A 14,024-nucleotide genomic window follows, 5' to 3' on the forward strand; every position below is an offset into this window, starting at 1 on the left:
GTCGTCCCGGCCTTGTGCGCAATTGCGCACGGGGCCGGGACCACGATGCGGCTACACCGCCATCTTGCGATGCCGCACCGGGGCGCCGGCCGAGACGCTCTCCGCCGCGTCGATGATGGCATTGGCGTCGATGCCGTAGTGGCGGTAGAGGTCGCCGATGGTGCCGGTCTGGCCGAAATGCTCGACGCCGAGCGCCTCGAGGCGGTGGCCGCGCACGCTGCCAAGCCAGCCGAGCGTAGCCGGATGGCCGTCGATTACGGTCACAATGCCGCAGTCGCGGCCGAGCGGCGCCAGCATGCGCTCGATATGACTCAAATGCTGCGCGCCACGGCGGTCGCGGCGCAAATTCCGCGCCGCGGACCAACCGGCATAGAGCCGGTCGGCCGAGGTGACCGCCAGGAGACCGACATCGCGGTGGCTCTCGCCGATCAGGCCGACCGCCTCGATCGCCTCCGGCGCGACGGTGGCCGGTATAGGCGATCACGACGTCGCAGTTCGGGCCGGGCTTGCGCATCCAATAGGCGCCATCGGTGATGTCGCGCTGCAGCTCCGGCGTCATGATCCGTTGCGGCTGTTCCACCGTCCGGGTCGACAGCCGCAAGTAAACCGAACCACCCTCGCCGCCCTCGCGCTGCATGTGGCCGAAGCCCCAGCCCATGATCACGGCAAGTTCATCGACGAAGGCCGGATCGAACGAGGCGAGCCCGTCCTGCCCCATGCCGATCAGCGGCGTCTTGATCGACTGGTGCGCGCCGCCTTCCGGCGCCAGCGAGATGCCCGACGGCGTCGCCGCCACCATGAAGCGGGCGTCCTGGTAGCAGGCATAGTTCAGCGCATCGAGGCCGCGCTCGATGAAGGGATCGTACAGCGTGCCGACCGGCAGCAGCCGCGCGCCGTTGATCTGCTGCGACAGGCCGAGCGCCGACAGCATGATGAACAGATTCATCTCGGCGATGCCGAGCTCGAGGTGCTGGCCTTTCGGTGAATATTCCCAGGTGTAGGCCGACGGGATCTTCTCCTGCCGGAACAGATCGTGGTTCTCCGCCTTGGCGAACAGGCCGCGGCGGTTGACCCAGGCACCGAGATTGGTCGACACGGTGACGTCGGGCGACACGGTGACGATGCGCGAGGCAAGCTCGCTGTCGCCGCGCGCGAGTTCATGCAGCACGAGACCAAAGCCCTGCTGCGTCGACATCTGCGCGGAGGCCTTGAACGCCAGCCGCTCCGGCACCTCGATTTCCGGCGCCGAGAGCCGGCGGCGTCCCTCGCGGTTGAACGGCGCTTCGGCCAGGAACGCCTCGAGCTTCGCAGGCTGCTGCGACAGGCCTTCGAACTTGTCCCATTCATGGCCGGCGCGAATGTTCTGCGCGGTGCGCCACTTCTCCATCTGCGCCACCGTCATCAGGCCGGCGTGGTTGTCCTTGTGGCCCTGCATCGGCAGCCCGACGCCCTTGATGGTGTAGGCGATGAAACAGACCGGACGGTCGTGATCAACAGCCTCGAACGCCTCGATCATGCTCGCCATGTCGTGGCCGCCGAGATTCGACATCAGCGCCAAGAGCTCGTCGTCGCTGCGGCGATCGATCAGCGCCGAGACGTCGCCCTGGTCGCCGATATCGTCGCGCAGATGCTTGCGGAACGCAGCGCCGCCCTGGAAGCAGAGCGCCGCGTACATCTGGTTCGGACAGTTGTCGATCCAGCGCCGCAACGCCTCGCCGCCGGGTTCGGCAAACGCTTCCAGCATCAGCTTGCCGTATTTCACGATCACCACGTCCCAGCCGAAATTGCGGAACATGGTCTCGAACTTGGCCCACAGCCCCTCGCGCACCACGGCGTCGAGCGACTGCCTGTTGTAGTCGACCACCCACCAGGTGTTGCGCAGGCCGTGCTTCCAGCCTTCCAGCAGCGCCTCGAAGATATTGCCCTCGTCCATCTCGGCATCGCCGACCAGCGCGATCATGCGGCCCTCGGGCCGGTCGTTCATCCAGCCATGCGCCTTGACGTAGTCCTGCACCAGCGAGGCGAACAGCGTCTGCGCCACGCCGAGGCCGACCGAGCCGGTGGAGAAGTCGACGTCGTCGGCGTCCTTGGTGCGTGAGGGATAGGACTGCGCGCCCTTGTAGCCGCGGAAATTCTCCAGCTTGCCGCGGGTCTGGTGACCGAACAGATATTGGATGGCGTGAAACACCGGGCTCGCATGCGGCTTCACCGCGACGCGGTCCTGCGGCCGCAGCACCGAGAAGTACAGCGCCGACATGATGTTGGCGAGCGAGGCCGACGAGGCCTGGTGGCCGCCGACCTTCAGCCCATCGGCATTTGGCCTGACATGGTTGGCGTGATGGATGGTCCACGACGACAGCCACAGCACCTTGCGGGCCAGGGCTGTGAGCATGTCGAGGCGTTCAGGCGCAATTCCCATGGCAGGGCTCCGAGCGATATTCCCGATGTTACTGCCGGCTGCGCCGCCGAAAATCTCAATTCCACGCGACAGCACAGAAAAAATTGGGATAAATTTCCACGATCCTGCCGCAACCAGCGAGTTCATCCCAATGCCTGCCCTCGACGCCATCGACCGCAAGATCCTGAGTCTGCTCCAGACCGACAGCCGCATGACCATGCAGGAGCTCGCCGACAAGGTCGGGCTGTCGGTGTCGCCATGTCACCGCCGGGTCAAGCTGCTCGAGCAGCGCGGCGTGATCTCGCGCTACATCGCAACGGTCGACCAGAAATCGATCGGGCTGCACGTCTCGGTCTTCATCTCGATCAAGCTGGCGCGGCAGAAGGAGGAGGATCTCAACCGCTTCGCCCGCGCGATCTCGAAATGGGACGAGGTGCTCGAATGCTACCTGATGACCGGCAACCGCGATTACCTGCTGCGCGTCGTCGCCGCCGACCTCTCCTCCTATGAAGCATTCCTGAAGAACAAGCTGACCCGGCTCGACGGCATCGCCTCGATCGAGTCGAGTTTTGCCCTGAGCCAGGTGAAGTATTCGACGGCGTTGCCGGTGTGAGTGTTGGTTGATCACGCGAACGGTGCCGACACCACGGCGTCGTCCTGGCAGGCCAGGACGACGATGAGGATGGTTCTCGATTCAAGATATCCAACATCGGTGTCATAAACCGCGCATTGTTTGGACTGGACATCGAGCCGGACGATGACAGGTGAGGATAAGGATGCAACTGCGCGTTCTCGCGACATGATCTGTCCGAGCTTTGCTTGTCGTTCCGCCCTCTCTCGATCAGAGGGCGCAGGGAAAGCCGGGTGCCGATCGCACCCATGGGCCCCGAGCAATGGGTAGAAAGCTCGGGGGTAGGACCACAGGTGTAACCGGAGCAACCCGGCTTTCCCTGCGCGATGGCTTACGGCTTATACGTGCTCTCCCCGGCGAGACTTGGCTTTGTTGTCACCGTCTTCGCAACGCGCGTCGCGCAATGCGAAGAGACACCTGCCGCTAGGGCGTCAGGCCTGCACGATTTCGCCGTCCGCCTCATGCGCATTCGTCGACTGCGCAATCGGCGTCCACCGCATCTCGACCCGCGTTCGTGACGACCGCGAAGCGCCCCTCGATCGGGTGAGACGCACAGACCATACACTGAGTTGCCCTTCGGATAAAGCGAAATATTTTTTCACAAGGGGCTTGCGCCGTCGGGCAACTCAGTGATCGGCATTCTGTCAGGCTCTCCGCTGACCGCACCCGATCTTGACAACCCCGGTCCAGCGGACCAATTTTTTCAGCGGGTTCGATACGACCTGCCGCTTGCGCCCCAGTCGGGGAATGGTGAACGTATCGCGGCGACGTCACATCCCTTTGCCCGGACAAACGGGTCAGCAATGCAAGCCCTGGCATTTCCGTTTCGACGCAAAGGACAGGACATGCGCGACTTTCGCGATTCAAAAGCCATGGCACACACGCTTCGTGCCGCTCTCGCCACCAAAGGTCTCAAGATCACGATCGGTCAGAGTCTCGAATTGACCGCCGAGATGTTCGGTCTTCCCGACTGGAACACCCTTGCTGCCGCGATCCGGCGCGGCGTTTCCGACCAAAAGTCGGAAACGGCCTCAAGGCCGGGCGCGAATGTGGTCTGGCCCTCCGGATTTACCCACGAGCTGGCGGCGACGCTCGATCGAGCGATCGCATATGCCCGAGAGCGGCAGCATGAATTCGCGACGCTGGAGCATCTCCTGCTGGCGTTGCTCGATGACGCCGATGCATCGGCCGTGATGAAGGCCAATGGGCTCGACTTCCAGGCGCTCAGGGACGGCATCATTGCCTATATCGACCACAAGCTGAAGACCTGGGTCACGAGCAATGACGAACGCGAGACGACGCCGACCGTTGCGTTTCGCCGTGTGGTGCATCGCGCGACCGTCCGCAGCCTAGATCGCGCGACAAACGGCGCGGACGTGTTGGGCACGATGCTCGGCGAGACCGAGAGTCCCGCGGTCTGGCTGTTAGGCCAGCAGGGAATGACCGGGCAAGCGCCACAACCGTCATCGTAAGCGTCGGCCGGCGTGCAAAATTCAGCAACCTGTGACGCGAGACGACCGGGTGCCGACCGCCTTGAAGGCCCGCCTCGCCAATTAAATCCGTCGCGATCCACGCCCCCGCCGGAACCCGGCGGCGGCGTGCAATGTTGATGTCGGGCATCACTGAGTATCCGGAGGGTAACGACCCATGCTGAGGCCTGCTCGCGGCCGACACACCGTGTTGGCACTCGCCGCGATCCTGGCAATCGCGGCATCGACTGCGCTGTTGGCAGGGAGCGCGGACGCCGCGCGCGGTGGCGGCGGCCATGGTGGTGGAGGTCACGGTGGCGGCGGCCATGGTGGTGGTGGATTTCATGGCGGCGGAGGCGGCTTCCACGGTGGCGGGTTTCATGGCGGCGGGTTTCATGGCGGCGGTGCCGCCCACGCTGGCGGTGGTTTTCATCGCGGCGGCGGCTTTCATACCATCCGTCCGGCCGCAAAGAGCCCGAGCGAGGCTCGGCGGCGGTTCAGCCGCACGCCATTCCCAATTCCGTCCTGCCGCGCGCACGGCACGCTCCGCGCCGGGGGTAGCCGCCGGCCGTGCTGCCGCCTCGCCCGCCGCGATGCGGCACAATGCGAACGTCGTGGGGCGCTCGCTGGCCTCTCGCCAGATCCGAGCCGCGATGGGCAGACCCGGCGGCCTGCGCAACCCGATGACGCGCGCCGCCATCACAACCGCCGCCGCCGGAGCCGCCCTGGGCTATCGCAATGGTGATGGCTGGTGGCGCCATCCGAATGGCGGTTATGGCTGGGTCGGCCCGGTGTTCTGGCCCTACGCCTATTACGATCTCTACGACTACACCTGGTGGGGCTGGGGCTACGACCCGTACTTCTGGGATTACGGCTACGGCGATCTCTATGCCGGTCTGTTCGGTCCCTACGACTACGATGCGTTGAGCGGCTATTCCTACTACCTGCCCGGCTATGCCGGTCCCCGGCCGCCGGCCACGGGTCGATCGCGCAGCAGTCAGGCAACGACTCTCGCCGACATGTGCGGCAGCGATCGAACCGACATCGCGGGCTTCCCGATCGAGCAATTCCGCAGCGCCATCCAGCCCAATGCGGAGCAGAGCGCGGCACTCGACGAACTCGCCAGCGCCTCGCAGAGGGCGTCCGAGACCATTCTCAATTCCTGTCCCAAGGACGTGCCGCTGACCGCGCCGAGCCGGCTCTCCGCGATGCAGCAGCGGCTCCAGGCGATGCGCGATGCGGTCGGGATCCTGCAGCCGGCGCTGGAGAAGTTCTACGGGCTGCTCAGCGACGATCAGAAAGCCAAGGTGACGGCACTGGTGGCGGATCAGCACCGCGGCCAGCGTGAGGCGACCTCGGACAATGCCACCTGCAACACGGCGCAGCCTGCCGCCATTGCGTGGCCCGGCGACATCATCGACCGCGACGTCAAGCCGACCGACGCACAGCGGGCGAGCCTCGAGGCCTTGCGGGATGCGGCGACAAAGGCCGAGGACACCTTGAAATCATCCTGTCCGCCCACCGACGCCCGCACGCCGCCGGCGCGCCTTGCGGCGGTCGAAGCCCGGCTCGATGCCATGCTGCAGGCGATCGGCACGGTGCGTCCTGCGCTGGATACCTTCTACAGCGCGCTCAGCGACGAGCAGAAGGCCGCGTTCGACGCGATTGGCCCCGAGCGGAACGGCGGCAGCACCGCGATGGCCGCAAGCAATGACGAAGCTCCGCGAGGCCGTCATCGCCGCCACCACCATCATGGTCCGAATATCGGAGGCATGATCTTCCGCATGATCGGCCTGTAAGCCGCGTCATTGCCGCGCGCCTGCGGCCGCTACGGCGCGATCCAGATTCCCATCACGATGATCGCCAATGCGACGGCGATCACCAGCATGTCCGTCGTGAGCCAATCGGGCATTCCATTTGATGGCTGCTCGTTCATGTCCGCGACTCCTTCTGTTCGCGTCGAGCCACCATGCTGAAACGGATCGGCGCGGACGAGGATGAACTGGTTCACACAACGGCGCGACAAGCGGTCGCTCCGGATTTCGCGCATCTGCGCGCGCACAAGTTGCGGCATGCGATTGATCTGCCGCCCAGGTTTCTGAACATGTTCGACAACGAAGGCGGCAGCAGCGAACACTAGCACATCATTGCGCAGCGCGCAGCCGCCGAAGTCGCGCGGCGCAGGGATCGCGCTGACGGACTCGAATGGAAATATCTTGCGCAACAAGCGCTACGCCGCGGACCTTCGGCTGATCGCCATCGGCAGTCCATGCGCTGGACGCAATGTGATGCGCTGGAGCGGCTGCACGTCGGCGTTCGGCAGCACCCTCATCTCGAAATCGCGGATCAGGACCGCGAGCACGATGGCCGCCTCCTGCAGGGCGAACGACGCGCCGATGCAGGTTCGCGGCCCGACCCCGAAAGGCAGATAGGCGAACCGCGGAATTGCGCCGCGCGCCTCCGCCAGGAAGCGCGAGGGGTCGAATGCATCGGGGCGGCGCCAGAGCCTGTGATGCCGATGCAGGACGTAGGGCGCGATCACGATCAGGGATCGCGCGCCGACCGCCAGGTCGCCCAGCCTGTCCGCCTCGCGCGCCGTCCGGCTAAGGGCGGCGATCGGAGGATAAAGACGCAGCGCCTCCTCGATCACTGCCTTCGTCACGACCAGCCGCTCGGCGAGGTCATCGGCCGGATTGGACAGCTCGCGCTCGGCTTCCGCCGCGACACGCGACCGCCACTCAGGCGACTGCGACAGCAGAAAGATCGACCAGGCGAGCGTGTTTGCGGTCGTCTCATGTCCCGCGGAGAGAAAGGTGAGGACGTTGGAGCGAATCTCCCGCGGGCTCAGCTGCCGTCCGGTCGAAGGATCCGGCGAACGCAACAACAAGGCCAGCAGATCGCTCGGGCCCTCGACAGGGACGGTACGTCCCCGGCATCGAACGTCGATGATCCTGTCGATCACGGCCTCGAAGTAAGCCATCGTCGCGCGCAGGCGGCGATGACCCGGGCGCGGCACGAATCTCGGCACACCGAGCAGATCGAGCGCCCCGATGCGACCGATCACGCTGAAATAGACATTCATCGCCATCCGGAATTCGTCGAGATCATCGCCGATGCCGTCCGAGAAGATCGTCAGCGCGAGCACGTTCAGCGTGACCAGCGTCATCTCGGCGGCAACATCCACCGTGGCATCGGGTCCCATCGTGGACCATTTCGCCGACAGTTCGTTGGCGGCAACCAGCATCCGCATCGAGAAGGAGGTGACGTTGCGGCGCGCGAAGATCGGGGCGAGTGTTCGCCGCTGCACCTCCCAACGCTCTCCGTCGACGCTCAGCAGGCCGTCGGACAATCCGGACGAGAGAATGCGGCGCTGGATTGTGTCTTTCGGGTAATTCCCCGCACGGTCCATCAGCACGTGCTTGATGGCGTGCGGATCGTGAACGACAAATGCGTCGGTGAACGGCAGACGCAGCTTGACGATCGGCTCCCGGAAGAAGTCCTCGCTCCAGCACTCAAGTGGATTTCGCCGCAACCTGGTCAGCAGCTCAATGAATCCAAGCCGGCTTCGCGGCGGATGCGGGACAGGCGGGCAATAATCGCCTTCGTGGCACTGCAACATGGGCCACCGTGAAAATGTTCAATGTACCGGCGAATAATAACGCGAAATACGATCGGTTCCTCAAGCTGCGTTTCGTGTTGCAGCACGAGACGGCGGGCGCGGCCGCGACGACGATACCTGCGTTGCCCGATTTTCATGCCGCTCGGCAGCGTGACGGCAAATTACGTGTGAGCTATGACCAAGTGAGGCGAGCACCGGAGGAAGGGTTCCCTCCCCCTTGCTGGCCCCGCAAGGGGGCAGGGAGCCTGACGCGCGTGCTCACCTCACGATGGTCCCTCTTCCCCGCAGCACGAAGTCGGTGGGTTACGCCTTCGGCTAACCCACCCTACGCTTGTCCTCACAGCACCTTGCGCTGCGCCAAATTCTTCATCAGCGCGCCGACGCCGAAGGTCCAGGGCTCGCATTGGTCGCTGCTGCGCATGCGATTGACGAGCTTGCCGAGCTGCGGGGCTACGATCGTGACGATGTCGTCGCGCTTGTGGGTGAAGCCCTCGCCCTTGGCGTCGCGATCCTTGACCGGCGCGAACATCGTGCCGAGGAACAGCGCAAAGCCGTCGGGATATTGATGCACCGGGCCGATGGTCTGCGCGACCAGGTCGGTCGGGTCGCGGCTGATCTTTGAGATCGAGGAATGGCCCTCGAGCACGAAGCCGTCGGCGCCGGTCACGGTGAGGCCGACATCCATCTGCCTGACGTCGTCGAGCGAGAAGGTCGCGTCGAACAGGCGGAGCAGCGGGCCGATCGCACACGACGCGTTGTTGTCCTTGGCCTTCGACAGCAAGAGCGCCGAGCGGCCCTCGAAGTCGCGCAGGTTGACGTCGTTGCCGAGCGCGGCACCGACGATCTTGCCGGCACCGGAGACGACAAGCACGACCTCCGGCTCCGGGTTGTTCCAGGTCGACTTCGGATGCAGCCCGGCATCCATGCCGGTGCCGACCGAGGACAGCGTCGGCGCCTTGGTGAAGACTTCGGCGTCGGGGCCGATGCCGACCTCGAGATACTGGCTCCAGGCATTCTGGTCGATCAGCACCTGCTTCAGCCGCATCGCCTGCTCGGAGCCGGGCTTGAGCTTGGAGAGATCGTCGCCGACCAGGCGCACCACCTCCTTGCGGATCGCCTCGGCCGAGGACGGGTTGCCGCGCGCCCGCTCCTCGATCACGCGTTCCAGCATCGAGATCGCGAAGGTGACGCCGGCGGCCTTCAGCACCTGCAAATCCACCGGTGCCAGCAGATGCGGCTTCGCCTTGTCGCGGCCGTCGGGCGGCGTGTTGGCGAGGATCGCCGCGAGATCGCCGATCCGCTCGCCTTTGGTCGCACGCAACGCACCTGACGGATCGCTCTCCCCGCACAGCGCGCTCACCGTGGGGAAGCGCGCGGTGACGTCGAACACGCCGTCGCCGCGTACCGCGACCACGGCCGGTCCGCCGGCCTGCGGCAGCCAGACCCGTCCGACCAGCGTGCCGGCGGTGCCGTCCTCCGGCAGGACGTCTTTTGGCGTGAGCGAAATCATCGGCGTCTCCTTTTTTGATCTTGTGGTCGCTTGTTAGCACAGTCCGACCGGCGGCGTGAAACAGCGGTCATGCCCTTGTCATAGAGGGGTAACATCGCCCGTCAATGCTCCCGGCGATCCATCTAGCACACTGAAAGACGGACCTTCATGACCGCCCCCCACCTCACCGACGAAGCCTCTCGAGATGAAGCCTTGCGGGACGAAGCCTTGCGCGCCCGCATTCATCAGGAGATGGCCGACAGCCTCGACGAGGAACTCGAGCTCGAGCTCGACGACATGAGGCTCGACGAGCTCGATCACGACGGCGCCGCCGGCAAGCCGTCGATCGACCGCAAGTTCTACTTCCGCGAATTGCTGCGGTTGCAGGGCGAGCTGGTGAAGCTGCAGGACTGGGTGCAGCATGAGAAGAAGAAGGTCGTGGTGCTGTTCGAGGGGCGCGATTCCGCCGGCAAGGGCGGCGTTATCAAGCGCATCACCCAGCGGCTCAACCCGCGGGTCTGCCGGATCGCGGCGCTGCCGGCGCCGAACGAGCGCGAGCGCACGCAATGGTACTTCCAGCGCTACGTCTCGCATCTTCCGGCCGGCGGCGAGATCGTGCTGTTCGACCGCAGCTGGTATAACCGCGCCGGCGTCGAGAAGGTGATGGGGTTCTGCACCGACGAGCAGTATGAGGAGTTCTTCGTTTCGGTGCCGGAATTTGAACGCATGCTGATCCGCTCCGGCACCATCCTGCTGAAATACTGGTTCTCGATCACCGATGAGGAACAGGCGTTCCGCTTCTCGATGCGGATCCAGGATCCGTTGAAGCAGTGGAAGCTGAGCCCGATGGACGTCGAGGCGCGGACCCGCTGGGAGCTCTACACCAAGGCCAAGGAGACCATGCTGGAGCGCACCCATCTGCCTGATACGCCATGGTGGATCGTCGATGCCGTCGACAAGAAGCGCGCCCGGCTCAACTGCATCTCGCATCTGCTGAGCCAGATCCCCTACCAGTCGGTCACCCACCAACCGGTGGTGCTGCCGCCGCGGGTGCGCAACCCCGACTATCACCGCGGCCCGATCCCGCAGGAGATGTACGTGCCGGGACGGTATTGAGGCGAGCCGCAGGCACGCTCTCATCTCCCCGTTCTTACGGGGAGAGGGTCAGGGTGAGGGTCGCCTCCTGCGGAAGCGACATATGCGATAGCCCTGCCACACGCGGGATGAGGCGAAGGGATAGGCATCTCCTCGTCGACAAGCCTACCAATGGTGCAGGCGCGCGCCCTTGCTGGCGCCGGAACCCGACGCTAGGCTTCGGCGATCTGGTGCAGGGAGGCCCTCTTGACTCAATCCGACGACATCAAAATTTCCGAAGATCGCCGCGACGCGCTGCGCTATGCACTCGGGATCGGCGGCGGCGCGGCGCTCGCGGCCGCGATGGCGGCGCCGGCCTCGGCGCAGACCCCGGCCGACAACACGCTGGATCGCATCCGCGCCAACAAGGTGCTGCGGATCGCCGTGCTGCCCGGCGAGCTGCCCTATTTCAACAAGGACCTCGCCACCGGCACCTGGTCCGGCTTCTCGATCGAGATGGCCAACGATCTGGCAAAACTGCTCGACGTCAAGCTGGAATATGTCGAGTCGACCTACGGCAATTCGATCCTCGATCTGCAGGCCAACAAGATCGATCTCGGCTTCGCGCTCAACCCGACGCCGCAGCGTGCGCTGGTGGTCGATTTCACCAATCTGGTGTTCCCGCATCCGTTCGGCGCGATGCTGAAGAAGGGACTGGAGGCAAAAACCTGGGCCGACATCAACAAGCCCGAGGTCAAGATCGCGGTCGACGTCGGCTCCGCCAACGAGGCAGTGGCGCGGCGCTTCGCGCCGAACGCCACCATCAAGTCGCTGAAGTCGCGCGACGAGGTGATGCTGGAAATGTCGTCGGGCCGCGTCGATTGCGTGGTCAACGCGCTGGTGCTCGGGCTGACCGCGATCGCCAAGAACCCGAATCTCGGCACCTACAAGATCCTGACCTCGCCCTCGGTGACGATCGCGAGCGGCACCGCGGTGCGGCGCGAACAGGACAAGCGCTGGCGCGATTTCCTATCGGTCTGGATCGACTATAACCGCGGCATCGGCCAGATGCGCGAATGGTTCGTCAAGGGCCTCGGGCTTGCCGGCGTCAAGGCCGAGGATGTGCCGGTGGAGTTGAATATCTGAGGTCGAGGATGTCTCCTCTTCACCTCTCCCCGCGCTTTGCGGGGAGAGGTCGGATCGCATCGCAGATGCGATCCGGTGAGAGGCGAGGCACATTGCTCAACAAGCCACGAACTGCTTGCCGGATAGAGCCCCTCACCCCGACCCTCTAAGAGCAAGCTTCGCTGGTCTCGACCGCGCAAGAGCGGGGCGAGGGAGAAGAAGCCTCACACCTTGTCGTAGGTCAGCCCGCGCTCCAGCCGCCGCGCCGCCAGCGTCGACGGGAACAGGATCGCAAAATAGATCAGCGCCACGATGGTGTAGACCTCGAGCGGCCGATAGGTGTCGGCATTGATCAGGGTTGCGTTGTAGACGAGGTCGGGCACCGCGATGATCGAGACCAGCGAGGTGTTCTTGAGCTGCGTCACCGACTGGTTGACATAGGGCGCCATCATCGGCTTCAGCGCCTGCGGCAGGATCACGAGCCGCATCAGGCGCCAGCCGCGGAAGCCGAGCGCCTTGGCTGCGTCCCACTGCCCGATCGGCACGCTCTCGATCGAGCCGCGCACGATCTCGGCATAGAACGCGCCGCCATAAAGCGACAGCACGCTGACGGCCGCGACATGCGCCGGGATGTTGACGCCGATCACGACCGGAAACGCGTAGTAGAACCAGATGATCTGCACCAGGAGCGGCGTGCAGCGGAAGGTTTCGATATAGGCGATCAGGAGCCAGTCGATCACCGGAATGCGCTTGAGCCGCAGCATGCCGACGATCAGGCCGATCAGCGTACCCAGAATGATGGTGCCGATCGTGTAGGCCATGGTCCAGCCGAGCCCGAGCCAGAACAGATGGCTGTACTTGGCGAGGATCCCGAAATCCCAGACGTAGTTCATCCTGCCCCTCGGTTGCCGCGCCCGTTCTCTTGACGTCGCAGCATCGCAGGCGGCCTTGCGCGTGTCACGCGATATACCGGCCGGGCGAAAACGCCTTGACCTCGAATGGCGGTGTGTCTCCCGCAATCATCGCGGCGACCGCGGCACCCGTTCCCGGACCGGTGGTGAAGCCGATATGCTGGTTGCCGAAGGCGAGCCAGAGCCCGCGATGCCGCGGCGCCTGCCCGATCATCGGCAGGCTGTCGGGCAGCGTCGGCCGTGCGCCGCGCCAGCGCTCGCCAACCGCTTCGCCGAACTCGGCCACGCTGCGCGCCATCGGCACCACCGCCTCGAGCTGCGCAAAATTCGACGGCGCGTCGCGCGCGGTGAGCTCGACGCCGCTGGTGATGCGAATGCCCTGCTCCATCGGCGTCATCAGAAAACCGCCCTCCGCGTCATGGATCGGGCGCAGCAATTTGCGTGCCGGGTTCGGCACGAAATGCTGGTGATAGCCGCGCTCGAACGCCAGCGGCACGCGATAGCCGAGCGGCCGCAGCAGTTCGGCCGACCACGGCCCGAGCGCGACCACGATATGGCGCGCGGCGATCTCGCCGTCGGCAAGCTGCACGCGCCAGCCGTCGCCTTGCGGTTCGATCCGCCGGATCTCGGATTGCCGCACCGTGCCGCCACTGACCGCGAGCATTTGCGCATAGGCCCTGACCACCGCACCGGGTGAATCGACCGATGCCGTCTGGCTGTGCAGCAGGCCGACGCGATAGGCAGGAATGATACCAGGCTCGAGCGCGGAGATCGCCTGACGATCGAGCACCTCGCTTTTGATGCCGAATTCGGCAAGCGCCGCCTGCTCGGCCTTCGCGGCGGCGAGCCCATCGCCGCGCCAGGCCTTCAGCCAGCCGGTCTCGCGGATGCGATGGCCGACGCCGGCCTGCACGATCCAGTCGCGATGCAGGGCCAGCGACGTTCCGATCAAGCCGTGCAAAGCTGCGGCGCGCGGTTTGGTCTGCGCCGGCATTGCCGTCGCGAGAAAGCGGATCACCCAGGTCGCGTTGGCGATGGCCCATGGCAGGTTCCAGCGCAGCGCCGGATGCGTGTTGGTGAGATATTTCGGCAGGTTCTTGAGGAGCGATGGCGTGTTGAGCGGCAGGATCGAGCCTGACGAGATGATGCCGGCATTGCCGTAGGAGGTCTCGCTGCCCGGCTCGCGGCGGTCGACGATGACGACGGAGAGCCCACGCTGCCGCGCGGCGAGACCCGTCGAGACGCCGACCATGCCGGCGCCGAGCACCGCGACATCGACCCGTTGTGCTGGCGCGCCCTCGCCCACGC

General features: G+C 65.1%; 10 protein-coding genes and 1 pseudogene. 5 read left to right on the plus strand and 6 right to left on the minus strand.

Annotated features, from left to right (window positions below; translation table 11 throughout):
- Window positions 1-51: 51 nt before the first annotated feature.
- Window positions 52-2,419 (minus strand): annotated as a pseudogene (locus ACVW17_RS34430) (transketolase).
- A 130-nt stretch (window positions 2,420-2,549) separates the two neighbouring features.
- On the opposite strand from ACVW17_RS34430, the gene ACVW17_RS34435 reads away from it, so the two are divergent.
- From ACVW17_RS34435 to ACVW17_RS34445, 3 genes are all read left to right on the plus strand, one after another.
- A complete protein-coding gene (locus ACVW17_RS34435) occupies window positions 2,550-3,011 on the plus strand; it encodes an Lrp/AsnC family transcriptional regulator (RefSeq protein WP_029078130.1) in 462 nt (153 codons plus the stop codon).
- 821 nt (window positions 3,012-3,832) lie between these two features.
- Window positions 3,833-4,501, plus strand: coding sequence for a Clp protease N-terminal domain-containing protein (locus ACVW17_RS34440; protein WP_456798471.1), 669 nt, complete (start codon window positions 3,833-3,835; stop codon window positions 4,499-4,501).
- 293 nt (window positions 4,502-4,794) lie between these two features.
- Window positions 4,795-6,297, plus strand: coding sequence for a Spy/CpxP family protein refolding chaperone (locus ACVW17_RS34445; RefSeq protein WP_456798472.1), 1,503 nt, complete (start codon window positions 4,795-4,797; stop codon window positions 6,295-6,297).
- Between the two features lie 29 nt (window positions 6,298-6,326).
- Here ACVW17_RS34445 and ACVW17_RS34450 read toward each other — a convergent pair whose 3' ends face one another.
- The 3 genes from ACVW17_RS34450 to ACVW17_RS34460 all read right to left on the minus strand — a co-directional run bounded on the left by ACVW17_RS34450 (window position 6,327) and on the right by ACVW17_RS34460 (window position 9,627).
- Window positions 6,327-6,725, minus strand: a complete 399-nt coding sequence (locus ACVW17_RS34450) for a hypothetical protein (protein WP_456798473.1) — start codon at window positions 6,723-6,725, stop codon at window positions 6,327-6,329.
- Between the two features lie 3 nt (window positions 6,726-6,728).
- Window positions 6,729-8,030, minus strand: a complete 1,302-nt coding sequence (locus ACVW17_RS34455; RefSeq protein WP_456798474.1) for a cytochrome P450 — start codon at window positions 8,028-8,030, stop codon at window positions 6,729-6,731.
- A 424-nt stretch (window positions 8,031-8,454) separates the two neighbouring features.
- Entirely contained in the window at window positions 8,455-9,627 is a 1,173-nt protein-coding gene (locus ACVW17_RS34460) for a fumarylacetoacetate hydrolase family protein (RefSeq protein WP_456798475.1), read from the minus strand.
- A gap of 147 nt (window positions 9,628-9,774) precedes the next feature.
- Between ACVW17_RS34460 and ppk2 the strand changes: the two genes are divergently transcribed.
- Window positions 9,775-10,722 (plus strand): polyphosphate kinase 2, encoded by a 948-nt coding sequence (gene ppk2 / locus ACVW17_RS34465; RefSeq protein ID WP_456798476.1) that lies wholly within the window; start codon window positions 9,775-9,777, stop codon window positions 10,720-10,722.
- Window positions 10,723-10,947: 225 nt separating this feature from the next.
- The gene (locus tag ACVW17_RS34470) at window positions 10,948-11,826 is read left to right on the plus strand and encodes a transporter substrate-binding domain-containing protein (protein WP_456798477.1); all 879 of its coding nucleotides are present in this window, start codon (window positions 10,948-10,950) and stop codon (window positions 11,824-11,826) included.
- A gap of 203 nt (window positions 11,827-12,029) precedes the next feature.
- Here the strand turns inward: ACVW17_RS34470 and ACVW17_RS34475 are convergent, their stop codons facing one another.
- Together ACVW17_RS34475 and ACVW17_RS34480 are read right to left on the minus strand one after the other, a co-directional pair.
- On the minus strand, window positions 12,030-12,698 hold the full coding sequence (locus tag ACVW17_RS34475; RefSeq protein ID WP_456798478.1) for an amino acid ABC transporter permease: 669 nt from the start codon (window positions 12,696-12,698) through the stop codon (window positions 12,030-12,032).
- 64 nt (window positions 12,699-12,762) lie between these two features.
- Entirely contained in the window at window positions 12,763-14,022 is a 1,260-nt protein-coding gene (locus tag ACVW17_RS34480; RefSeq protein ID WP_456798479.1) for an NAD(P)/FAD-dependent oxidoreductase, read from the minus strand.
- Between the last annotated feature and the right edge of the window lie 2 nt (window positions 14,023-14,024).

Source organism: Bradyrhizobium sp. USDA 4473 (genome assembly GCF_054063335.1).

Coding starts and splice junctions, on each gene's coding strand:
- ACVW17_RS34435 (WP_029078130.1), top strand. CDS start 2,550: ATGCCTGCCCTCGACGCCATCGACCGCAAGATCCTGAGTCTGCTCCAG.
- ACVW17_RS34440 (WP_456798471.1), top strand. CDS start 3,833: ATGCAAGCCCTGGCATTTCCGTTTCGACGCAAAGGACAGGACATGCGC.
- ACVW17_RS34445 (WP_456798472.1), top strand. CDS start 4,795: ATGGTGGTGGAGGTCACGGTGGCGGCGGCCATGGTGGTGGTGGATTTC.
- ACVW17_RS34460 (WP_456798475.1), bottom strand. CDS start 9,627: ATGATTTCGCTCACGCCAAAAGACGTCCTGCCGGAGGACGGCACCGCC.
- ppk2 (WP_456798476.1), top strand. CDS start 9,775: ATGACCGCCCCCCACCTCACCGACGAAGCCTCTCGAGATGAAGCCTTG.
- ACVW17_RS34475 (WP_456798478.1), bottom strand. CDS start 12,698: ATGAACTACGTCTGGGATTTCGGGATCCTCGCCAAGTACAGCCATCTG.